Raw genomic sequence first — 21,140 nt, forward strand, 5'->3', positions numbered from 1 at the left:
AGGCCGCCGCCCTCCGGGGTGGCGGCCTTTTTCATGCGTCCAATGGTCACGGCACGATTAACCGGGGCTTCAGAGACCATCGTTAGGCTGCCGGCACGGGATGGGGGGCATTCCGGATCTCGGGGCCGCACATTGCGCATGACCACTCTCACCTCGATGGTCCTCGGAGGACCCGGCCGCCTGGTGTCGCGGCTAATTCCACCGGTGCCCGAGGCTATCGCCGGCCGCGTTCGCATGGAGCAACTTCAGAGCATCCTGCGCCTGACGCCGGTCATGATGAGCGCCAATATCGTCAACGCCATTCTGGTCTGCGTGGCTGGCTTTGGCGGCTACCACCGCAACGCCCTGATCCTCTGGACCGCCGTGGTCATCGGCTACGCCCTGCTGGGCCTGCGCGGCTGGACCGCGGCTCAACGCCGCAAGGGCGGCAAGAACACCGTGTCGGCCCGAGGCGCGCGGCGCGTGGCGCTGCAAGCGGGCCTGCTGGGTTGCCTGTGGGGCCTGCTGCCGATGTTCGCCTTCGACGACACCGCCGGCATCCACATGAGCATGCTGGTCGTGGCCCTGATGGCCGGGATGATCGGCTGCGGCGCCTTCGCCCTACTGACCCTGCCGATGGCCGCCCTGGCCTATACGACGCCGCTGGTGGTCGGCTCGCTGTTCGTGCTGCTGACCAGCGGCCAGCCCATCCTGCTGGCCTTGGCGGGCCTGCTAATCTTTTGCTACCTGGTGGTGGTTACCTCCTGCCTGTTGCACGCCAAGGTGTTCGTCGAGCGGTTCGTCACCAGCGAGGAACTGGAACGCCAGAAACAGGTCGTCAGCCTGTTGCTCAGCGACTTCGAGGAGGGCTCCAACGACTGGCTGTGGGAAATCGACGCCACCGGCGACCTGACCTATGTGTCCGAGCGCATGGCCGAGGCGGCCGGCGTGACGCGCGACTCGCTGATCGGCCGCAATGTCGGCAGCTTGGGCGCAGAGCTGGCCGAGGTGCCGGACGGCCTGGCCGCCACCCTGTCGGGTCTGCTGACCGACCAGAAGGGTTTCCGCGACGTGTCGATGACCATCGTGGTCGATGGCGCGATCCACTGGTGGTCGCTGACCGCAAAGCCGATCCACGATGTGGACCGGGTCTTCACCGGCTTTCGCGGCGTCGGCGCCGACGTCACCCAGGCCCGCAAGGACCAGGAGCGCATCCGCCGCCTGGCCCATTACGACGTTCTGACCGGCCTGCCCAACCGCCTGTCGTTCCTGCAGGCTCTGGGCGGAGCCTGGAGCGCCGACGGCGAGACCACCGGCTGCGCCGTGCTGTGTCTCGACCTCGACCACTTCAAGGGCGTCAATGACAGCCTGGGCCACCCGATCGGCGACGCCTTGCTGGTCGAAGCGGCCGCCCGCCTGCGCGCCTGCGTGGGCGACATGGGGATCGTCACCCGCCTGGGCGGCGACGAGTTCGCCGTGGTGGTGCGCGACAACCTCGACCCCGCCGCGCTCGGCGCCTTGGCCCAGGCCGTCGTCGACACCCTGGCCGAGGCCTTCGAACTGCACGAGCACCATGTGTCGATCGGCGCCAGCGTCGGCATCGCCATCGCCCCGGCCGACGCCAGCGACCCCGACACCCTGCTGAAGAACGCGGACCTGGCCCTCTACCGCGCAAAGGGCGACGGTCGCGGCGCCTATCGCTTCTTCGAGGCCAATATGGACATCTGGGCCCAGGAACGCCGGTCGCTCGAGATCGACCTCCGCGCGGCCTTGAAGAACGGCGAGCTCAAGCTGTTCTTCCAACCGCTGATCGGCGCCAAGGAACACGAGACCACCGGCTTCGAGGCCTTGCTGCGCTGGCAACACCCGCGCCGCGGCGTGGTGGGCCCCGACGACTTCATCGAATGCGCCGAGCAATGGGGACTGATCTGCAAGATCGGCGAATGGGTGCTGAACGAGGCCTGCGCCCAAGCCGCCTCGTGGCCCGACCACCTGAAGGTGGCGGTCAACCTGTCGCCCAACCAGTTCGCCACCGGCGACCTCGTCGACCAAGTGCGCCACGCCCTGGGCACGTCAGGCCTGGCGCCGTCGCGCCTGGAGCTGGAGATCACCGAGGGCCTGCTGCTCTCCGATACCGCCGGCACCGTGGAGCAGCTGACGGCGCTGAAGGCTCTGGGCGTGCGCATCGCCATGGACGACTTCGGCACCGGCTATTCCAGCCTGGCCTATCTGTGGCGGTTCCCGTTCGACAAGATCAAGATCGACCGGACCTTCATCGCCGAGATGTCCGAAAATCCGGCCATCACCGACATCCTGCGCACCATCACCCTGCTGGGCCGCACGCTGAACCTGGAAGTCACCGCCGAAGGCGTCGAGACCGCCGAGCAGGCCTTGATCCTCGAGGACATGCGTTGCGACCACTTCCAGGGCTATCTGTTTGGCCGGCCCATGCCCATGGCCGACATCCCCGGCTTCCTGCTGGGCAATACCGCCCAGCGGCTGCGACGCGAAGTGCTGGACGACGCGGCTGCGGTCGCCGCCCGGGCAAGCTAGAATATCAAACGGTTGTCATCCCGGATCGGCGCGCTGAACGCTTGTCCGGGATGACACTCTTGGAAGCTAGATCCGGCGCCGGCCGCTAAACAGGCCGAGGATGAACAGCAGCACGATCGCCCCGATGGTCGAGACGATCAGGCTGCCAATCCAGCCCATGAAGTGAATGTTGAACATGCTGGCCAGGAACGCGCCGATCAGCGCGCCCACCAGGCCAACGATCAAGTTGGTGATCAGGCCGTGACTGCGGCCCATGATCTGTTCGGCGATCCAGCCGGCGAAGATGCCGATGATAATCGCGCCAATAAAGCCTACGCCGCTCATGTCAGTGTTCCCTAACAGCCAAGTTCGCCTGCCAAATGCCTGGCGGGCGACGATGGTTGCGTGTCAGCCCGCGTATCGACGTGAAGGGCGACGCTCAGGCCTGGCCGAAGCCGGGCTACGCCGTCCTGATTCGGAGCAAAACGATGCGCTTCGGCGGGCGTTGAACCCGCTTGGTGAAGTGTCCGGTGGTGTTGTCGGGGACCTCTAGATGGTCGCGCCGCCGTCCACCACCAGGGCTTGGCCGGTCATGAAGGTTCCCGCTTTCGAGGCCAGGTAGACGGCCGCGCCGGCGATCTCGTCGGGCTCGCCGATGCGGCGCAGCGGCACGCCCTTGGTCGCGCGCTCCAGGGTGGCCGGATCGTCCCACAGGGCCTTGGCGAAGTCGGTCTTGATCAGGCCCGGCGCGATGCAATTGACCCGCACATTGTCGGGCCCAAACTCGTGCGCCAGGTTGCGGGCCAGCTGAAAGTCTGCGGCCTTGCTGATATTGTAGGCCCCGATGATGGCGTTGCCGCGCAGGCCGCCGATCGAGCTGATGATGATCACCGCGCCGTCCTTGCGCTCACGCATCTCCGGGGCGACCATCGAGATCAGCCAGTGATTGCTGATGATGTTGTTGTCGAGGATCTTGCGGAACTGGTCGTCGGCGATCCCGGCCAGCGGACCGTAATAGGGATTGGACGCGGCGTTGCAGACGCAGATGTCAATCTTGCCGAACGCCGCGCGGGTCTCGTCGACCAGCCGCTGCAGGTCTTCCTTGGCCGCGATGTTGGCGGGCACGGCGATAGCGGTTCCCGCGCCATGCCTGTTGTTGAGCGCCGCGGCCACCTCGTCGCAAGGCCCGGCCTTGCGCGACGAGATCACCACCTTGGCGCCATGCTCGGCCATCCGCTCGGCGATAGCCTTGCCAATGCCGCGTGAGCTGCCGGTGATGATCGCCACCTTGCCGGTCAGGTCGAAGAGGGTGGTCATGGCGATGGCTCCCAGGGCTTTCAAAACGATCGTTTGAATTGCCCATAGATTGGCCCTAGGCCAGCCCACCGGTCAAGCATCGACGAAATTTGCCGCCTCCGATGTCGGAGCCGAGACGCGCCGGCCGTCCTTCGGGCACAACACTAAAAATCCCTGGAGAGCGTCATGACCACCGACAACGCCAGCGACCGCGAACTCGTGCTGACCCGCGTCATCGACGTCCCTGCCGACAAGCTTTTCAAATGCTGGACGACGGCGGAACTGCTGCCCAAGTGGTTCTGCCCGCCGCCCTGGGTCGTGTCGCACGCCGAAATGGACGTTCGCACCGGGGGCAATAGCGTGATCACCATGAAGGGGCCGAACGGCGAAGAGGTCGTCAATCCAGGCGTCTATCTGGAGGTGGTCGAGAACCGCCGCATCGTGTTCACCGACGCCTTCACCTCGACCTGGGTTCCGTCACAAAAGCCCTTCATGGTCGGTATCGTCGAGTTTGAAGACCTGGGCGACGGTACGACCCGCTACACCGCCACCGCCCGCCACTGGACCGTCGAGGATCGTCAGACCCACGAGGCCATGGGGTTCAAGGAAGGCTGGGGGATCGCGGCCGATCAGATGACGGCGGTCGCGAAGACGTTGTAAGGCGACGCCTCAGGCGCACTTGTTCCAGCCGGCCATGTCGAGGTGGAAGTGGTCGTGATGCTGGGCGTTGTAGTCGGGGCTCAGCGTGGTCAGGAACACCCGGCAGGCTCCATCGCGCACCCGGTGCAGGAACTGCCCCTTGGGCCCGGGATCGTTCCAGTCGCGGGCCACGTACACCGTCTGGCCGTCGGCGAGCTTGAAGCCTGCCAGGTCGATCGCGTCGGCGCTGGCGTGCTCGCTGACCGGTCCCTCCGCCTTGCCGTACATGCGCCGGCACGAATAGGTGCCGTAGTGCTCCATCGACACTACACCCTGGCCCAGCACCTCATAGGCGGCCGGCTGGACCACCTGGCGCTCCCAGATCGACAGGGCCAGGGCCTCTTTACAAACCATGGGCGCATCTGTCGGTGACAGGGGCGCCATGCCGCTGTCGATGCGCAGGGCGTCGCGCACCACGCAGAACCCGCCATCGGTCTTTTCCGGCAGGTCCGCATAGGTCAGGCCAGCCTTGCGCAGGATGGCCCGACAGATCACCGGATCGCTGCCCGCCCGCGCCGCCTTGATCCGCGTGGCCATGCCCACCGGATCGACCACGCTGAGCGGCTTCCAGGGCAGGTGCTGGCGCGCGATGCTGCGATCGGCCACCAGGGCCATGATCAGCACCAGGACCCAGAGCAGGACGAGCGCCGTCAGGCCCGCCAGCCTGTTCTGGTGGCGCGTGCGATGCTCGACACGCGGATGGCGCGGGACGCGATAGGCCATGGGCGGGGGGGCGCTCGAAGGGTTAATGTTGCACCCAAGCATGACCACGGCGTGCGGTTCAACCGCCAAGGCTTGGCTAGGCGATCCCGAGAGGGCATGTAGCGCCTCCCTGGAGGTCCTTGATGCCCACGCCGAACAGTTGGCGCGCCCTGCTCAACGCCGAGATGGCGCCGCGCTTCGCCCTGCTGTGCCTGGGGATCTGGCTGAACGCCGCCGACACCCTGGTGACCGTGACGATCATGCCCAGCGTGGCGCGCGAGATCGGCGGCTACCAATATTTCGGCTGGTCGATCGCCGCCTTCCTGCTGGGCTCGATCCTGGCGGGGGCCTGCGCGGGCAAGCTTTCGATCCGCCTGGGCCTGCGCAACGCCACCGCCCTGGCCGGCCTGCTCTACGCCCTCGGCTGCGCCATGGGCGCGCTGGCCCCGGACTTTTTGACCTTCGTGGCCGGCCGCCTCGTTCAGGGCCTGGGCGCGGGGGCGATCGTGTCGCTGTGCTATGTGGCGATCAGCGCGATGTTCCCCGAGAGCCTTTGGCCCCGCGTCTATGGCGCGATCGCCGGGGTTTGGGGGGCGGCGACGCTGCTCGGTCCGCTCTGCGGCGGGCTGTTCGCGCAGGCGGGCTTCTGGCGCGGGGCGTTCTGGCTGTTCGTGGCGCAGGGCGTGATCTTCGTCGGCGCGGTGCTGGTCATGGTTCCAGCCGCGCCCAAGGCTCCGGCGGGTGGCCGAATCCCCGGACGCCAGTTGGCCCTGCTGGTGGTCGGCGTGTCGCTGATCGCCGCCGCCGGGGTCGTGCCGGGACATCTCACCGCCGGCCTCTGCGCGCTCTTCGGCGTGGCGGCCCTGGCGGCCCTGCTGCTGGTCAACGGCCGGGCCGAGGACCGCCTGCTGCCCCGCGCCGCCGGCGACCTGACCACCGCCACGGGGCTGGGCCTGATGGTGATCTTCTTCTGCGAGGCGGCGACGATGGGCTTCTCGGTCTATGGCCCGGCCTTCATCCAGGCGCTGCATGGCGCCAGCCCGTTGCTGAGCGGCTATGTGATCGGGGCCATCGCCGCCGGCTGGACGGGCTTCTCGTTCGCGGTGGCGGGGCTGAAGCCCAAGCACGAGGGCCAGGCCATCCGGCTGGGCGCGGCGGTCATCGCGGTCGGTGTCGCCTGGGGCGCGGTCGAGATGGTGCGCGGCGGGCTCTGGGGCGTGGTGGCGTCGATGTTCACCCTGGGCGCGGGCTTCGGGATCTGCTGGGCCTTCCTGGCCAAGCGGGTGATCGGCGGCGCGCCGGAGGGCGAACAGGCCCTGGCCTCGGCCGCCGTGCCCACCACCCAGCTGATCGGCGGCGCGGCCGGCGCGGCGGCGGCCGGGGCGCTGGCCAATGCGCTGGGGTTCGCCGGCGGGGTGACGCCGGCCAGCGGCCAAGCCCACGGCCTATGGCTCTTCGCGGCGTTCGCGCCGCTGGCGCTGGTGGGACTGGCGGCGGCTTGGCGGCTGGGGCGGGACTAGGCGTCCGAGAGGGTGATCCTTGCGACCGCCTCCGCGAGCGGATCGAGTTCAACGACCACGATGGACCAAAGAACCGAGAAGCTGAGATCATCGTAGCCGTGGGCGATGCGGTGACGAAGATTGATCGCGTCGCGCCAGTCGGCGTCCGGCGCCAGGGCTCGAACCGCTGTAGAAATCTTGGAAGCGTTTTCGCCGATGGCCAGCAGGTTCATGGCCACGGCGTCGCAAGCCAAGGGATCGGCCAGAAAAGCCGGCTGATCCATGCCGCGTGTGTAGAGCCGAATACCCCCGATCGCTGGAGCATGCGCGACAGATAGAGACTGTCGGCGGGATCACGCAAAGACGGCCTCGTCCATCACCCGTGCCTGGATCAGTTCATGCAGCCCATCCTGGGTAACCAGATCGACCGGCCGTCCGAATAAGGCCGCCAGATCGCGTTCCAATCTGAAGAAGCCAAAGCCCGGAAGCGTGGCGGGCCCGTACTCCACCAGCACGTCGACGTCGCTATCGGGCCCCGCCTCGCCCCGCGCCGTCGAGCCGAACACGCCGACCCGCTGGACGCCGTAACGATCCAACAGCGGCTTGGCCGCGCGCAATCTGGCAAGGGCGTCTTCGAGGGTCATGCCGAGACGTATAGCACGAAAGCGGAACGGGGCATTCGGTCCGGAAAGTAACTGCAGAATGCGTCGGCCAAGGCGATGTAAAGCCTTTCGCCCGTTTCGCAGCGGCGAGGATCCCCTCACGGCAACAGTCGCAGCACCCGCGCCGCCATGGCTTCGGCGACCTCCGCCGAAGCCGGCAGCCGGCCGTCGACGATCAGACCCGCCAGGCCGTGCACCAGCGACCAGCAGGTCAGCACCAAATCGTCTCGCCGCGCGGTATCGGCCTGCGGATAGGCGGCGGCGACCGCGCCGCGCAGCGCGTCCAAGGCCGGGGCGCTATCGCGGTCGAGATGCTCCAAGGCCACTGCCTTGGTGATCAACGGCCCGAACATCAGCCGAAACAGCGCCGGCTGGTCATGGGCGAACCGCACATAGGCGACGCCCTGGGCGATCAATCCGGCCCTGGCGTTCGGGGCGGCGGAGGTGGCCTGGTTCAACCGCGTCTCGAACTGGCGAAAGCCGTCTCCGGCCACGGCGGCCAGCAACGCGTCCTTGTCGGCGAAGTGGCGGTAGGGCGCCATGGCCGAGACGCCGGCCTCCCGCGCCACGCCGCGCAGCGACAGTTCGGAGGGCCCCATCCGGGTCAGCAACGTCTCGGCGGCCGCAATCAGGGCCGCGCGTAGATCGCCATGGTGATAGGGGGCCTTTGATGTTGACAGCGTACACATCCCGTCGCTATGTATACGCCATAAACATCAGGAGACGGCGTGATGCAATCCCAGGCCTCCACCGCCATGACGCGCGTCTCGGTCGATCTCTCGGCCTATCCCGACCTGGTGGTGATCTATCTGGGCATCCGCCTGAACCGCTGGCGCGGCCTCAAGGCCATGGTCGGCATCGGCCCGGACCTCAACCAGATCGTCCGCCACAAGCCAGACGGCCTGTTGGCCCACGAAAACCTGGTCTACGGCCTCAACCATTTCGGCATGCGGCAATATTGGCGCGACATGGACAGCCTGGAACGCTTCACCCGCAGCGCGCCGCACAAGACCTGGTGGCGTGACTTTCTCAAGGACGGCCAGGGCGTCGGCTTCTGGCACGAAACCTACCGGCGCAACGGCGGCATGGAGGCGATCTATCTCGACATGCCGCCCACCGGCCTTGCCCTGTTCGCCCCGCCCCTCGCCCCCGTCGGCCCGTTCATGACCGCGCGGGCGCGGGTGGAGGCCGGTGTCAGGTGAAGAACACGCTCTTTCAAGCCAGACCGGCGCAACGCCGACCCCGTGTTCCAGGGGCTCCCGAAATGAGTGTGTGTCCCTGTTTCCGACTTCTGGAATCCACTGGGAAGCGTGACCGAGCTGAACGGGATTTTCCCCGTCGCGCGCAGTGGCCGAGTAGTTGTTCCGCGAAATTTTACCGTAACGCTACCCGGAGTGGCCATTCTTCATCCCGTATAATTATCTAAAGATTCACTTTTTTGATCAGACGTTATAATATTCAGGCTTATAAATATAAATTCTCATAGATGGATTGCCCGGACGGGTGCTTAGCGTACAGGCCGAGAACGCCACATGCTTTCGCCGTTTCGAGTAATTCTCGTGACCAAAACCAGTCTTTTATATCCAAATCTTTAAATGCATGGATTTCAGGGCTTAATTTCTTAAAAATTACACCAGATGGAAAGTTTACCCTTATGGCAGAGACGCCAGGGACAGTTTCCTTGTAATGGACGGTGACATCCGAGGCATCAGGATCCACGGCCTCGATGAGGCGACCGGGCATAATGACATTCATGGGGCGCGCGAAGCCGTTGCCCTTTAACGTGGCCCGCCGTAGCTCCACGGCGTCAGGGTCAAGACCCTCGATTATTTCCAACGCCTTGTCAGACACTATGAAGATGTCCGCCGCCGGGGCATAAAAGTCGATGACTTCGCTCTCCTTGCCCCGAAAAGTCAGGTCAAAATCCGCCACGGCATCCAAGCCGCGATGTTGCTGGTATCGATTGCCCACGTACGGCGCCTCCATCATGGGAAGAGCATTTTCCCAGACCAGCAAATCTTGCCCGTAGTCGTAGTTCGCGTGGACGCTCATGAAGCGCCCGACAGGGTCCGCGGGCTGGATGCTTCGCGCGAACGTTCGTTTCTCACGAAGCTTCACAAGCCCGCGCATCTCGGAGATCGAAGGATTGGACATAGAGTTGATAGCTCCAAACTGTTGACCGTAACTGCCAGGCTGGGAGTCCAGCTGTGCGTCGCAAATGCACTCGACCCAATTGGCTCGTCGAGACCCCATAATCGTTGCGCTCTTGTGATTCACCGCTCCCGCCCGCCTTCCTTCACCCGCCGCGCCAACGGCGACAGCAGGAACCCAATAATCCGGCGCTCACCGGTCTTGATCTCGACGGTGGCCGCCAGGCCCGGAGCTAGCGGTACGCGTTGACCCTCGATCATGATCCAAGGTTGCAACAGCTTAACCATGGCGGGAAAGACGAGTCCTTCCTTTTCGTCCTGCACAGCGTCGCGGCCCACATGTTCGATCACCCCGTGCACAATTCCGTAGCGGGTGAACGGATAGGCTTCGAGCTTGACCTCGACGCTCTGGCCCTCGTGGACGAAGCCGGCGTCGCGGTTCTGGGCGCGGGCCTCGATGATCAGCTCGCCGCCCTTGGGCGCCAGCACCATCAGGGGATCGGCCGGCTTGACGACCCCGCCCAGGGTGTGGACCTGCATCTGCTGGATCACCCCGTCCTGCGGCGCGGTCAGCACGGTGAGACCTGCCTTGTCGCTGGCCTTAGTCAGTTCCTCGCCGGGCAGCCGGCGGTTGGCCTGCGCCTCGGTGAGAGCGCCCCGCGCCTGATCTCTCGGGACGCACGATCACCATCGATCCAGACGGCGGGCGCGACGGGTCAGCGACCAGTTCGCAACGCGCCCAGATCACTCTCCCAAGCCAGATGGCCGCGAAGTTCGCGGATGCCCCCTCAGGCCTCCGCCAGCGCCGCGGCCTCCACCAGCCGCACGACATCGCCCATGATTTCGGTGATCTTGAAGTCTTTCGGGGTGTAGATCCGCGCCACGCCCATCTGTTTCAGCACCAGGGCGTCGCCTTCGGGGATGATGCCGCCGACCACCACCGGGATGTGGCCCAGGCCCTCGGCGCGCATCACGCGGATGACCTCTTGCACCAGGTCCAGGTGCGAGCCTGACAGGATCGACAGCCCGACCACGTGGGCGCGGCCCTGCTTGGCGCGCCGGACGATCTCGTCGGGGGTCGAGCGGATGCCGTCATAGATCACTTCCATCCCACAGGCCCGGGCCCGGGTGGCGATCTGTTCGGCGCCGTTGGAGTGGCCGTCCAGACCGGGCTTGCCGACCAGATAGGTCAGGGTGCGACCCAGCACCTGGGAGACTCGCTCGACCTCGCGCTTCACCGATTCCACGTCTTCGGCGTCGCCGGTCGAGACCACCACCGCCACGCCGGTGGGGCCGCGATACTCGCCGAACACCTCGCGGAGAGCCCCGGCCCATTCGCCGGTGGTGACGCCGGCTCTGGCGGCGGTAATCGAGGGTTCCATAATGTTTCGGCCATCAGCGGCGGCGGCCTTGAGGTCAGCCAGGGCGGCCTCGGCGGCGACAGGGTCGCGGGCCGCGCGCCAAGCCTTGAGGCGTTCGACGACCCCGGCCTCCAGGCGCGGGTCGACGGTCTCGATGCTGCTCTCACCCGCCGACAACGGCGAGGCCTCGGTGTCGGTCCAGCGATTGACCCCGACCACGGTCATGTCGCCGGTCTCGACGGAGCGCACCCGCTTGGCGTTGGAGCCGACCAGTTCGCCCTTCATGTAGTCGATGGCGTTGGAGGCCCCGCCCATGGCGTCGATCAGCGCCAGCTGCGCCAAGGCGCCCGCCGACAGCTCGGCGACCTTGGCCTCGACCACGTGGGAGCCATCGAACAGGTCCTCGTATTCCAGCAGGTCGGTCTCGTAGGCCAGCACCTGTTGCAGCCGCAGCGACCACTGCTGGTCGAACGGCCGCGGCAGGCCGAGCGCCTCATTCCAGGCCGGCAGCTGCAGGGCCCGGCAGCGGGCGTCCTTGCTCAGCGTGACGGCCAGGGCCTCGATCAGAATGCGGTAGACATTGTTCTCGGGCTGCTGCTCGGTCAGTCCAAGAGAGTTGACCTGCACGCCATAGCGAAAGCGCCGGGCCTTCTTGTCCTGCACGCCATAGCGCTCCAGCAGGATATGGTCCCATAGCCGGGTAAAGCTGCGCATCTTGCAAAGCTCGGTGACGAACCGCACGCCGGCATTGACGAAGAAGCTGATCCGCGAGGCGACGATCTCGAAGTCTTCCTCGGGCACCTGGCCGCCGGCCTTGACGGTGTCGAGCACGCTGATCGCCGTGGCCAGGGCGAAGGCCAGTTCCTGCTCCGGCGTCGCGCCGGCCTCCTGCAGGTGGTAGCTGCAGACGTTCATCGGGTTCCACTTGGGCACCTCGATATAGCACCAGGCGATCATGTCGCCGATCAGCCGCAGGCTGGGGCCGGGCGGAAAGATGTAGGTGCCGCGGCTCAGATATTCCTTGATCAGGTCGTTCTGGGTGGTGCCCTGAAGCAGGCGACGGTCGGCCCCCTGCTCGTCGCCCAGCGCCACATACATCGCCAGCAACCAGGCGGCCGGGGCGTTGATGGTCATCGAGGTGTTGGACTGCTCCAGCGGGATCTGGTCGAACAGCTGGCGCATGTCGCCCAGGTGGCTGATCGGCACGCCAACCTTGCCGACCTCGCCGCGCGCCAGGATATGGTCGGCGTCATAGCCGGTCTGGGTGGGCAGGTCGAAGGCCACCGACAGGCCCGTCTGACCCTTGGAGAGGTTGGCGCGGTAGAGGGCGTTCGACTTCTCGGCCGTGGAGTGTCCCGCATAGGTGCGGAAGATCCAGGGCGCGTCCGGCGCGTGCTGGAACGGCTTGGTCGTCATCCTGCGCTTCCCGTTTATCGTTCTTGATTACCGCCGATCATGAACCGGGTTTTGCTGCGACGCAATATCGCAGGAGCGAAGGCGATCAGAAGGGTCGCTTGCCCGTCACAACCTCGAACCACAGCCGAAAGTCGCCGGCCAGGCTGTAGAGCGGATATTTGAACGTCGCCGGCCGGTTCTTCTCGAACACCAAATGCCCCACCCAGGCGAAGCCGTAGCCGATCAGCGGGGCGGCGATGAAGAACCGCCAGTCGACCAGAAACCCGCAGGCCAGGACGGCGATCACCAAGCTCGTTCCGACCACATGCAGCCGGCGGCTGGTGCGGTTGATGTGTTCGCTCAGATAGAAAGGGTAGAAGGCGGCGAAGCTGCGATATCGCCCGGGTTCGTCTTGCGTGCTCATGCCCGATGTTCCGCCCATAGGCTTGTCAGGGCAAGAACCGTGTGTCGCCTTGGCTGCCACCGGCGCCTGCCGCGCTCAACGCCAAACGATCGCAAGGTTGCGTAACAATCTGGCCTAGAATTCGCCGTGATCGAAGTATTTTAAGGCGTAACGTTAGCGCAGCACGAGGTCAAAAAGCGGCCTTCAGCGACCTAACGCCGCAGTGCCACCTCGCCGTTTCATCAACGCCACGGACGTGTCATTGTAGGGAACAACCTTTGGAGGCGAAACTTGAGCGAGGAAACCGAGGGCCGACGCCCTAATCCCGTGGACCTGCACGTCGGTGGCCGGGTCCGCATGCGTCGCAGGCTGCTGGGCGTCAGCCAGGAGCAGTTGGCCGATTCGCTGGGCCTGACCTTCCAGCAGGTCCAGAAATACGAGCGCGGCGCCAACCGCGTCAGCGCGTCGAAGCTGTACGAGATCGCCCGCACCCTGCAGGTGCCCGTGTCGTTCTTCTTCGACGGTCTGGCGGATCCCATGGACGGGTCGGAGATCGACGAAGTCGGTCAGAAGGCCGAGCGTATCGTCCAGGAATTCCTGACCACGCCCGAGGGCCTGGAACTGGCCGAGGTGTTCCCGAAGATCGGTCGCGGTCGCGTCCGTCGCCAGGTCCTCGATTTGGTTCGCGCCATGGCCGAAGAAGCCAGCCGCGCGGAAGAGGCCGCCTAACACCGGCCAAGATCTCGGATGTTTCGTTCAGGCCTCGGCGTTCACACGCCGGGGCCTGATCGCTATCGGGGGTCAGCTTGCCGAGACGCGGCCCTGAGCCGCCTGCCACATCCGCTTGGCGGTCTGTAGCGAAGCCGTCGCCAGGCCGCGCAGGTCGTGGCTGCGCACGATCCTCAGACCGAACTCGCGGTCCTTCTGCCAGATCACCTTGACGTCGTGGGCGTAGCCGCTGACGAGATCGACCAGTTGAACGGATTCAGGCGGCGTGGACCCCGACAGCATCTGGATGCGCAGGCCGCTCGCGGACTCGTCGCGGATCACGCAGTCCCAGGCGAAGGCGCCGCAGAGCACCTTGCCGGCATGTTGCATTATCGTGCGTGTACCAGCGCGCCGGTCTTGGGCCCCGCCAGAGCCGAACTTGGACATACACCTACCAACGCGCATCGATGTTAATCGGCGGTGCGCGCAGAGGGTTTATTTCCCGATGACCACGCCGCCTGAACGGACTCGCCGCTAAAATCTGTGGAAACCCAGAGGCTCGACCGTTATTTGGCCGGTAACCGGTCTGCGGCTAACGTGTCTGGGCGAGCCGGCGAAGAACGGCATGCGAGGAATCACAGGGGACGACTCCATGACCCACGGCGTGGCGCTGCTGGCGGACGTGACCGGGCGCGAACTGATCGTCGCCCTGGCCAAGCCGGGCGACAATCCGGGCGACCATCGCGTCCTGCCGTGCTCCACCGCGCTGGAACTGGAGGCTGGCCTTCGGTCGGTGGTGGCGGAACTGGCGACCGACGACCTGATCGGGGCGGCGGTCAGCGCGGCCGGGCCCGCGATCGACGGCTCCGTGATCTTGACCAGCACCGGCCTGACCATTTCCCAGGCTTGGCTGCGCAACGTCCTGCGCACGCCGCGGGTCTATCTGGTCAACGACTTCACCGCCTGCGCGATGGGGGCCCCAAAGGTGGCGGAAGCCTCGCTCGGCGTGATCCACCCCGGAAAGGCGGACCGCAACAGCGCCATCGCGGTGCTGGGACCCGATATTGGACTGGGCGTGGCGGCCCTGGCTCCGTTGCGAGGCGACGGCTGGCTAGCCGTTCCCAGCGAGGGCGGCCACATGGACTTTTGCCCGCTGGAGGCGCGCGAAGCGGCGGTCTTCTCGGCCATCCGCGTTCGTCATGGCGATATCTCCGCCGAACGGCTGCTGTCCAAGGAAGGATTGAGCGACATCCACGCCGCCCTGGCGAGCGAAGACCCCACTTACCGGCCTAAAGATGACAACGCTGTCATCAGCTTGGCGCGGTCGGGCGACGCGGTCGCGCGTGAGGCGCTCTCGATCTTCAGCGGCCTGCTGGGCGGTTTCGCCGGCGACATGGCCCTGCTGTTCGCCGCCCGGGGCGGGGTGTTCCTCAACAGCCCCCTGCTGGAAGAGATCGGCGATTTGCTGGACCAGGAGGCCTTTATCCGTCGCTACCGCGCCAAGGGCCGGATGAGCCACTACGTGGCCGACCTGCCGGTGTTCATCATGCCGGGTCGCCCCGCCCTGCTGGGTCTGTCGAGCCTGTTCACAGCCAGCGACATGCGCTACGCGGCCTCGGACGTGAAGTTCTTGGACTGCTGACAGGCGGCGGGGACCAGCAAGCCGCGCCCCGCCCACCGCTCTACGCCTTGGGCGTGGTGGCGATCGACCATTTGACGCCGTAAGGGTCCTTCAACTGGCCATAGCGGTCGCCCCAGAACATCAGCTGCGGCGCCATCAGGGTCTCGGCGCCCGCCTTGATCGCGCGCTCGAACCAAGCGTCCACGTCGTCGACCTGTAGATGCAGGGTGAAGGCGCCGGGGGTTTTGAGCGCATAGCCGTGATCGGGATAGGCGTCGCTGAGCATCACCGAATTGCCATTCATGCGCAGATGGATGTGCATGGTCCGCCCCTGCTCGTCGGGCTCGAAGCGAGACAGATCCTCGGCCGCGAACGCCTTGACGTAGAAATCCGCCGCCGCGCTGGCGTTGCTGGACTGCAGACAGGGAACCACGCCGCCGACGACGGGCGGGCTGGCGGCGAGCTTTTCGAGTTGCCGGTCGCTCATGGTCGTTTTTCCTTGGATCGAGGCCTGATCTGAGGACGAACCGGGCCATGCGGACCCGACATCACCGGAGGATTTTTCCGCAGCTTGCCTAGCTGGCCGCGCCGTCGCGCTCCAATCGGTCGAGATGAAGCCGGATATGGGTGGCCTCGGCGGGGGTGTTGGCCAGGGCGATCGCCTGGTCGAACGCCGCGCGGGCCTCTTCGCGCCGGCCCAGCTGGAAAAGCAGCCCGCCCCTCAACCCGAAGAAGTAGAAATAGCCCGACAGCTTGGCGGCCAAGGGCTCGATCATCGCCAGGGCCGCCCCTGGCCCCGCGACCTTCGCCACGGCCACGGCGCGATTCAAGGTGACCACCGGCGACGGCGCCAGTTGCTCCAGGTCGCCATACAGCAGGTCGATCCGCGCCCAATTGGTCGCTTCGGGGCGCGGCGCGCGATCGTGCTCGGCGGCGATCGCGGCCTGAACCAGATAAGGGCCTGGCCGGCGGTGGCGGACGGCCTTGTCGATCAAGGCCAGCCCCTCGTCGATCATCCGGCGGTTCCACAGGCTTCGATCCTGGTCCTCCAGCAACACGACCGCCCCCTCGGTGTCGAAACGGGCCGCCGCACGAGCGTGCTGCAGCAGCAGCAAGGCGGTCAGGCCCATGACCTCCGGCTCGCCCTGAAACAGGCGCAGCAGCAGCCTTGCCAGGCGAATGGCCTCGTCGCACAGCGAGCCCCTGGTCGCGGCCGCCTCGCCGCTGGCCGAGTAACCCTCGTTGAAGATCAGATAGATCATCGCCGCCACGGCGTTGAGCCTCGTCACTCGCTCCGCCGCGTCCGGCGCGCCGAACGGTACGCCCGCCGCGCCGATCCTGGCCTTGGCGCGGGTGATACGCTGCTCCATCGCCGATTCTCCGACCAGAAAAGCGCGGGCGATCTGGCGAACATTCAGGCCCGAGACAATGCGCAAGGCGACCGCCACCTGCTGGGTGGCGGTCAGGTCTGGGTGGCAGCAGATGAACAGCAGCCGCAGCACGTCGTCGCGATAGTGGTCGCCGTCCAGCCGCTCGACCAACGAGGCCTCGGCGTCTTCGAGGTCGGAGATCAGCGCCTCGGCCGGCAGAGGCGCCGACTTGCTGCGCTTGCGCACCCCATCCAACGCGGCGTTTCGGCCCACCAGGATCAGCCAGGCGGTCGGGTCGCGCGGTGGCCCATTCCCTGGCCAAGCCTTCAGGGCGCGCAGGCAGGCGTCCTGGAAGGCTTCCTCCGCCGTGTCCAGGTCGCGAAAATACCGCAGCAGCGCCGCCACGGCCTGGGGCCGGGCCGCGGTCAGGGCGGCGTCGATCCATGCCCCGTCGAGACTGCAGCCGCCCATGCTCGCCATGTCGCTCATCCGAGAGCCGCCTTCATCGCGCGGCTCGGCCCGACCTGGACCGCGACAGGCCGAAAAAGGCCGATCGGCCGCACTTCAAAGGCCCCGCCGCTGGCATTGGCCGTGGCCAGTTGCCGCGCCACATCGATCGCCGCCTCCAGCCCTTCGCACTCGATCACATGGAAGCCCAGCAGCTGTTCCTTGGTCTCGGCGAACGGCCCGTCGATCACCAGATTCTCGCGACCCTTGCGCAGGGTGACGGCGCTGGTGGTCGGTAGCAGCCGGGCGACGGGGCCAAGCCAGCCCTTGCGGACCAACGCCTGTTCAACCTCCGCCAGCCGCGCCATCACCGCGTCGTCCTCCGCCTGGGTCCACGATCCGACCATGTCTTCGGCGTCGTAGCAAAGGATCGCGTAGAGCATGGAACAGACCGCCTCTCGCAACCAGGACGATCCGCGCGCCCGGCATCCGACATGGCGTTCTGGAAAAGGCCGCGAAATCCTTTTGCGGCCAGGCTTGGACGATCAAATTACCGACACGAACCTGCGCTAACCGGTCGCACGGAGGCGAGAAAATCGTCCACTGCGTGAGCGTCGCAATCCTTTTTCGCCTTCGGGACGCAGGCGGAATTGACGGGCGCGAGCTGGCGCAACTGCGGTCAACGCCGCCCGTTCAAGGCGGGGTAAGGCGGCTGGCGAAATCGCGGCGGGCGTTGGGAAACACCGCTTGGTGGCTGGGGGCGGGATTGAACCGCCGACCTGTGGGTTATGAATCCACCGCTCTAACCATCTGAGCTACCCAGCCCGCGCGAAGCGGAGGCGGGCTTATATGCGCAAAGCGGGGGCGGCTTCAAGCCCGTCCGAGCATCAGATCGAGCACCGCGCCAAGTCGCCGCTCAAGGCTTTCCGGACCATAGTCAGCCAGCACCTTTGCGCGCGCCGCGACGCCCAGGGCCACGGCCCTGGACGGCGCGGCGATCAACCCCGCCAGGCTGGTGGCCAGGGCGGCGGCGTCGCCCGGGGGGACTAGCCGGCCATCGACGGCTTCGGCGATCATCTCGACCGGACCCGGAATGGCGCTGGCCGCGACCGGCAGGCCGACGGCCATGGCCTCCAGCAGCACCAGCGGGAAGCCTTCCTGGTGAGACGGGAAAGCAAAGACGTCGCCGGTGGCGAGAAAGGCCGAGACGTCGTCACGCCAGCCGACCAGGCGCACGCGCTCGGCCAGACCGTGCTGGGCGATCAGCCCTTCCAGCTTGCCGCGTTCATCCCCCTCGCCGGCGATCTGCGCCTCGAAGGCCACGCCTTCGTCGCGCAACAGGGCCAGGGCGGCGATCAGAATGTCGAAGCCCTTCTTGGGATGCAGACGGCCGGCGGCGACGATAAGCGGCGGGCGGTCCATCCCTGAGAAAGGCGCCGCCAGAAGCGTCGGGGGCCGGACGGCGTTGGGCACGAAATGGACGCGGTGAGCGGGCGCGCCGCGTTCGATGGCGAGCCGCGCCAAATGCTGGCCGACGCAGAGATAATGCGTCCGGGTGGTGTCGATATCGAAGGCCGGCTTGTGCACGCAGACGGCCAGCACGGCCTTCGCCGGCGCGACCTTGGCCATCAGGCGGGCTGGACGCTGGCCATGGCTAAGGATCAGGTCCGGCGCCGCGGCTTTCACCAGCTTGCGAGCCGCGCCCAGGGTGATGGGGTCCCAGTCGGTATGGGCCGGCATCGTCGCCAGGGCCGGAACGCGGCCATGCTCTTGGGCCGCGACCCTGCCCCCGGTCCGCACCACACCCGTGGCGACGCCGCCGTCGGTCGCCGCATAGGCTTCGAGGATGGGCTGGTAGTCGAGAAACACCTGCTCCAGGCCACCCAATCCCTTGCCCAACATGGCGTGCAGGATGGCGATCAAGGCGGGCTCCGTCTCTGGCGAGGCCGGACCTTCGTCGGGGGCGCGCCGCAAGTCAACGCCTGGAGCCCTGGGTCTCCCCGCCTGGAAGGCGGAGCCTGCTGGTCGGCGGGCTCAAGGGCTAACTCGCGCGCCTGACCCTCGAGCTCGCTCCACCGATCGACTCGCGACCGCCTCCTCCACAGAGTGAGCCTGCTATTTCGGCTTGCCCTTGCGTGCGTCCCAGAGGCTCGCCGCCAGTGACGGCTTGCCCTTCAGCAGGGTGGCGGCGGCCATGCCGGCCATGAACGAGGCGGTGGGATGGGCCTGGATCATCGCCACCACGCGCTCGTCCAGCGGCGGCTGGCGGGTGCGGGCGATGTGGCTCTTCTGCGCCAGCGCCCACACCGTCACCGCCAGGGCGGCTGTCGCGGCGACGATGGTATAGGCCCATGCGGCCCCGACCCACTGACTGAGAAAGGCGAACACCGCCATCGCCGTCGCCACCGCGGCGATCGCGGCCGCCATGATCAGACCAACCCCCGTCATTAATCGCGAGATCAGTCTATCGATGAAGTCGTCAAGCATATCGCCCTCCTGAAAAGCCAAGACGCCAACGCATGAAGTGGAACTTGGTCGCAAAGCGGCCTTACACGGCCAGCCGTAGGGCGACCTCTTCGCCGATGGCCAACGAACTGGTCAGGCCAGGGCTCTCGATGCCAAACAGCGCCATCAGCCCCACCAGGCCGTGGGTGTCGGCGCCGCGCAGCTGGAAATCGGGCTGCGGATCGTTGGGGCCATGCAACTTTGGCCGGACGCCGGCATAGTCGGCGGTCAGCAGGTCTGCCGGCACGTCGGGCCAGAACTTGCGGATATAGGCGGCGAACACCGCAGCCTTGGCGGGATCGACCGAATAGTCGGGAGCCGGCACATATTCCAGGTCGGGTCCGAACACCGCCTGACCGCCCAGATCGTTGCGATAGTGGGTGCCAAGGGCCCCATGGATCGGCGGCGGATAGATCAGCCGCTGGAACGGCGCCTTGGCCGCCAGCCGGAAATAGACGCCCTTGCCGAAATGGGCCTCCGGGATCTGGTCCTTGGGAAAGCCTTCGATGTTGGCCGCCACCGCCTGGGCCGACAGGCCGGGGGCCGTGACCAGCAGGCGACAGGTCAGGGTCGCCGCCTCGGGACCGCCGATCCGCACAGTGAAGCCGCCGCCGGCCAGGGGGGTCGCGCCCTCGAACGGCGTATTGATCACAACCGCCCCGCCGGCCGCCTCGACCTCGCCCTGCAAGGCCAGCATGTAGTCGTGGCTGGCGAAGACGCCGCTCTCGGGCGACAGCAGGGCGGCGTGAGCGTTGAGACCAGGCTCCAGGGCGCGGGCCTGGGCGCCGGTCAAGCGCTCCATGCCCTCCACATCATTGGCCAGGGCCTGGTCGTAGATCGTCGCGAGTTGCTCGAGTTCGGACTCCTGGGTCGCCACCACCAGCTTGCCGCACTTCTTGTAGTCGAGGTGATGCTTGTCGAGGAAAGCGTAGAGCAGCCGCCGCCCCTCGACGCACAGCCGCGCCTTCAGCGAACCGGTCGGATAGTAGAGCCCGCCGTGGATCACCTCGGAATTGCGCGACGACACACCTTGGCCGATGTGGCCCTCGGCCTCCAGCACGGCCACGGCCAGCCCGCGCTGGCTCAGGGCGTAGCCGCAAGCCAGGCCCACCGCGCCAGCCCCCACCACGACGGCGTCGAAATCGAAGTCTTGGATCATTTGAGGGACGCCGCGTGCTTCATGGCGCGAATGCGCACGAGGCGATCCGAGACCGAAGAGAAGATGATGAACGGTCCGTATGGAATGGCTCGCCAGTCCTTGCGGTTGCGCAGATTGACCGGGGCCGCGAACGGAAAATCGACGACGCGCTCGCAACGATCCAGCAATTCATCGAGATAGCGCTCGGCTCGGCGCGGCCAGGACTGCCTTCGGCAACATAGGCCAGAGCGGACAGCAGATCGCGTCGCGCGCCCGCCGTGATCGCCAGCCGCCGCCTCACCCGCGCGACGCATCCAGGCGCTCTTTCAGACCCGCGCGAAGCTCGGCGAAGAAACCTTCCGCGTCGACGTCGGTCGAGGGATCATCCTCGGCCTCAAGCTCGTCGAGGAAGCGCTCAAGCTTTTCGGAGCCGCCCATGACCTCGGCGGCGCGCCGATAGTTGAGTTCGGCCAGTTCCGCGCTGACCGCTTCGTCGAGCGACGTGAACTCGCCACGCTCGACACGCGCCTGCAGATCGAAGGCGTCGTCCGGCGTCAGGGTCACGGCGACCGGGGCGGGATGGACCGGCTTGTTCATGGGCCGAGCCTATCACGAAGGCAGAAACTCGCCAGTCATCAGCGCGTCAAGCGCTGCGTGGAAAACGTCATCACGA

General features: G+C 66.5%; 26 protein-coding genes and 1 tRNA gene. 7 read left to right on the forward strand and 20 right to left on the reverse strand.

Features of this window, described 5'->3' with window-relative positions; translation table 11 throughout:
- The first annotated feature begins 138 nt into the window (after window positions 1-138).
- A complete protein-coding gene (locus ACP694_RS19210; RefSeq protein ID WP_426015149.1) occupies window positions 139-2,532 on the forward strand; it encodes a putative bifunctional diguanylate cyclase/phosphodiesterase in 2,394 nt (797 codons plus the stop codon).
- 66 nt (window positions 2,533-2,598) lie between these two features.
- Here the strand turns inward: ACP694_RS19210 and ACP694_RS19215 are convergent, their stop codons facing one another.
- Entirely contained in the window at window positions 2,599-2,856 is a 258-nt protein-coding gene (locus ACP694_RS19215; protein ID WP_426015151.1) for a GlsB/YeaQ/YmgE family stress response membrane protein, read from the reverse strand.
- 204 nt (window positions 2,857-3,060) lie between these two features.
- Window positions 3,061-3,828, reverse strand: a complete 768-nt coding sequence (locus tag ACP694_RS19220) for an SDR family oxidoreductase (RefSeq protein WP_426015153.1) — start codon at window positions 3,826-3,828, stop codon at window positions 3,061-3,063.
- 165 nt (window positions 3,829-3,993) lie between these two features.
- Between ACP694_RS19220 and ACP694_RS19225 the strand changes: the two genes are divergently transcribed.
- Entirely contained in the window at window positions 3,994-4,467 is a 474-nt protein-coding gene (locus ACP694_RS19225; protein ID WP_426015154.1) for an SRPBCC family protein, read from the forward strand.
- Between the two features lie 9 nt (window positions 4,468-4,476).
- On the opposite strand, the gene ACP694_RS19230 is transcribed toward ACP694_RS19225, so the two are convergent.
- Window positions 4,477-5,229, reverse strand: a complete 753-nt coding sequence (locus tag ACP694_RS19230; RefSeq protein ID WP_426015156.1) for an extensin family protein — start codon at window positions 5,227-5,229, stop codon at window positions 4,477-4,479.
- 122 nt (window positions 5,230-5,351) lie between these two features.
- On the opposite strand from ACP694_RS19230, the gene ACP694_RS19235 reads away from it, so the two are divergent.
- On the forward strand, window positions 5,352-6,728 hold the full coding sequence (locus ACP694_RS19235) for an MFS transporter (protein WP_426015159.1): 1,377 nt from the start codon (window positions 5,352-5,354) through the stop codon (window positions 6,726-6,728).
- Here the strand turns inward: ACP694_RS19235 and ACP694_RS19240 are convergent.
- The 3 genes from ACP694_RS19240 to ACP694_RS19250 all read right to left on the reverse strand — a co-directional run bounded on the left by ACP694_RS19240 (window position 6,725) and on the right by ACP694_RS19250 (window position 8,058).
- Window positions 6,725-7,021 carry a DUF86 domain-containing protein gene (locus ACP694_RS19240; RefSeq protein WP_426015228.1) on the reverse strand — a complete coding sequence of 99 codons (297 nt, stop codon included), beginning with the start codon at window positions 7,019-7,021 and terminating at the stop codon, window positions 6,725-6,727. The genes ACP694_RS19235 and ACP694_RS19240 overlap by 4 nt on opposite strands.
- A 39-nt stretch (window positions 7,022-7,060) precedes the next feature.
- On the reverse strand, window positions 7,061-7,351 hold the full coding sequence (locus tag ACP694_RS19245; protein WP_426015161.1) for a nucleotidyltransferase family protein: 291 nt from the start codon (window positions 7,349-7,351) through the stop codon (window positions 7,061-7,063).
- A gap of 116 nt (window positions 7,352-7,467) precedes the next feature.
- The gene (locus ACP694_RS19250) at window positions 7,468-8,058 is read right to left on the reverse strand and encodes a TetR/AcrR family transcriptional regulator (RefSeq protein ID WP_426015163.1); all 591 of its coding nucleotides are present in this window, start codon (window positions 8,056-8,058) and stop codon (window positions 7,468-7,470) included.
- 42 nt (window positions 8,059-8,100) lie between these two features.
- On the opposite strand from ACP694_RS19250, the gene ACP694_RS19255 reads away from it, so the two are divergent.
- The gene (locus tag ACP694_RS19255; protein WP_426015165.1) at window positions 8,101-8,571 is read left to right on the forward strand and encodes a DUF4188 domain-containing protein; all 471 of its coding nucleotides are present in this window, start codon (window positions 8,101-8,103) and stop codon (window positions 8,569-8,571) included.
- A 262-nt stretch (window positions 8,572-8,833) separates the two neighbouring features.
- Here ACP694_RS19255 and ACP694_RS19260 read toward each other — a convergent pair whose 3' ends face one another.
- The 4 genes from ACP694_RS19260 to ACP694_RS19275 form a co-directional block, all read right to left on the reverse strand.
- Window positions 8,834-9,523, reverse strand: coding sequence for an imm11 family protein (locus tag ACP694_RS19260; RefSeq protein ID WP_426015167.1), 690 nt, complete (start codon window positions 9,521-9,523; stop codon window positions 8,834-8,836).
- Window positions 9,524-9,642: 119 nt separating this feature from the next.
- Window positions 9,643-10,095, reverse strand: coding sequence for an HlyD family efflux transporter periplasmic adaptor subunit (locus tag ACP694_RS19265; protein ID WP_426015169.1), 453 nt, complete (start codon window positions 10,093-10,095; stop codon window positions 9,643-9,645).
- A 212-nt stretch (window positions 10,096-10,307) separates the two neighbouring features.
- Window positions 10,308-12,296, reverse strand: a complete 1,989-nt coding sequence (locus ACP694_RS19270) for a methylmalonyl-CoA mutase family protein (protein ID WP_426015171.1) — start codon at window positions 12,294-12,296, stop codon at window positions 10,308-10,310.
- An 85-nt stretch (window positions 12,297-12,381) separates the two neighbouring features.
- Entirely contained in the window at window positions 12,382-12,699 is a 318-nt protein-coding gene (locus ACP694_RS19275) for an Mpo1-like protein (RefSeq protein ID WP_426015173.1), read from the reverse strand.
- Window positions 12,700-12,969: 270 nt separating this feature from the next.
- On the opposite strand from ACP694_RS19275, the gene ACP694_RS19280 reads away from it, so the two are divergent.
- On the forward strand, window positions 12,970-13,407 hold the full coding sequence (locus tag ACP694_RS19280; RefSeq protein WP_426015175.1) for a helix-turn-helix domain-containing protein: 438 nt from the start codon (window positions 12,970-12,972) through the stop codon (window positions 13,405-13,407).
- Between the two features lie 72 nt (window positions 13,408-13,479).
- Here ACP694_RS19280 and ACP694_RS19285 read toward each other — a convergent pair whose 3' ends face one another.
- Window positions 13,480-13,776 carry a PilZ domain-containing protein gene (locus tag ACP694_RS19285; RefSeq protein ID WP_426015177.1) on the reverse strand — a complete coding sequence of 99 codons (297 nt, stop codon included), beginning with the start codon at window positions 13,774-13,776 and terminating at the stop codon, window positions 13,480-13,482.
- 235 nt (window positions 13,777-14,011) lie between these two features.
- Between ACP694_RS19285 and ACP694_RS19290 the strand changes: the two genes are divergently transcribed.
- Complete coding sequence (locus ACP694_RS19290; protein WP_426015179.1) at window positions 14,012-15,028, forward strand: glucokinase; 1,017 nt, start codon at window positions 14,012-14,014, stop codon at window positions 15,026-15,028.
- 40 nt (window positions 15,029-15,068) lie between these two features.
- Here the strand turns inward: ACP694_RS19290 and ACP694_RS19295 are convergent, their stop codons facing one another.
- From ACP694_RS19295 to ACP694_RS19305, 3 genes are all read right to left on the reverse strand, one after another.
- Window positions 15,069-15,494, reverse strand: a complete 426-nt coding sequence (locus ACP694_RS19295; protein WP_426015181.1) for a VOC family protein — start codon at window positions 15,492-15,494, stop codon at window positions 15,069-15,071.
- Window positions 15,495-15,582: 88 nt separating this feature from the next.
- Window positions 15,583-16,866: an RNA polymerase sigma factor gene (locus tag ACP694_RS19300; RefSeq protein WP_426015183.1), complete on the reverse strand. Its 1,284-nt coding sequence runs from the start codon at window positions 16,864-16,866 to the stop codon at window positions 15,583-15,585.
- Entirely contained in the window at window positions 16,863-17,267 is a 405-nt protein-coding gene (locus ACP694_RS19305) for a YciI family protein (RefSeq protein ID WP_426015184.1), read from the reverse strand. The genes ACP694_RS19300 and ACP694_RS19305 overlap by 4 nt, the downstream gene beginning before the upstream one ends.
- On the opposite strand from ACP694_RS19305, the gene ACP694_RS19310 reads away from it, so the two are divergent.
- Window positions 17,266-17,397, forward strand: a complete 132-nt coding sequence (locus ACP694_RS19310) for a hypothetical protein (RefSeq protein ID WP_426015186.1) — start codon at window positions 17,266-17,268, stop codon at window positions 17,395-17,397. The genes ACP694_RS19305 and ACP694_RS19310 overlap by 2 nt on opposite strands.
- A gap of 175 nt (window positions 17,398-17,572) precedes the next feature.
- On the opposite strand, the gene ACP694_RS19315 is transcribed toward ACP694_RS19310, so the two are convergent.
- From ACP694_RS19315 to ACP694_RS19340, 6 genes are all read right to left on the reverse strand, one after another.
- A tRNA-Met gene (locus ACP694_RS19315) sits at window positions 17,573-17,649 on the reverse strand.
- Window positions 17,650-17,694: 45 nt separating this feature from the next.
- Window positions 17,695-18,747 (reverse strand): glycosyltransferase, encoded by a 1,053-nt coding sequence (locus ACP694_RS19320; protein ID WP_426015189.1) that lies wholly within the window; start codon window positions 18,745-18,747, stop codon window positions 17,695-17,697.
- Window positions 18,748-18,939: 192 nt separating this feature from the next.
- Window positions 18,940-19,311, reverse strand: a complete 372-nt coding sequence (locus tag ACP694_RS19325; protein WP_426015191.1) for a hypothetical protein — start codon at window positions 19,309-19,311, stop codon at window positions 18,940-18,942.
- 61 nt (window positions 19,312-19,372) lie between these two features.
- The gene (locus ACP694_RS19330; protein WP_426015230.1) at window positions 19,373-20,485 is read right to left on the reverse strand and encodes an NAD(P)/FAD-dependent oxidoreductase; all 1,113 of its coding nucleotides are present in this window, start codon (window positions 20,483-20,485) and stop codon (window positions 19,373-19,375) included.
- Window positions 20,485-20,781 carry a type II toxin-antitoxin system RelE/ParE family toxin gene (locus ACP694_RS19335; protein WP_426015193.1) on the reverse strand — a complete coding sequence of 99 codons (297 nt, stop codon included), beginning with the start codon at window positions 20,779-20,781 and terminating at the stop codon, window positions 20,485-20,487. Before ACP694_RS19335 ends, ACP694_RS19330 begins: the two co-directional genes overlap by 1 nt.
- Window positions 20,765-21,064: a hypothetical protein gene (locus ACP694_RS19340; RefSeq protein WP_426015195.1), complete on the reverse strand. Its 300-nt coding sequence runs from the start codon at window positions 21,062-21,064 to the stop codon at window positions 20,765-20,767. The genes ACP694_RS19335 and ACP694_RS19340 overlap by 17 nt, the downstream gene beginning before the upstream one ends.
- Window positions 21,065-21,140 lie beyond the last annotated feature (76 nt).

This window comes from Caulobacter sp. DWR2-3-1b2 (assembly GCF_049896345.1).
Classification (GTDB): Bacteria; Pseudomonadota; Alphaproteobacteria; order Caulobacterales; family Caulobacteraceae; genus Caulobacter.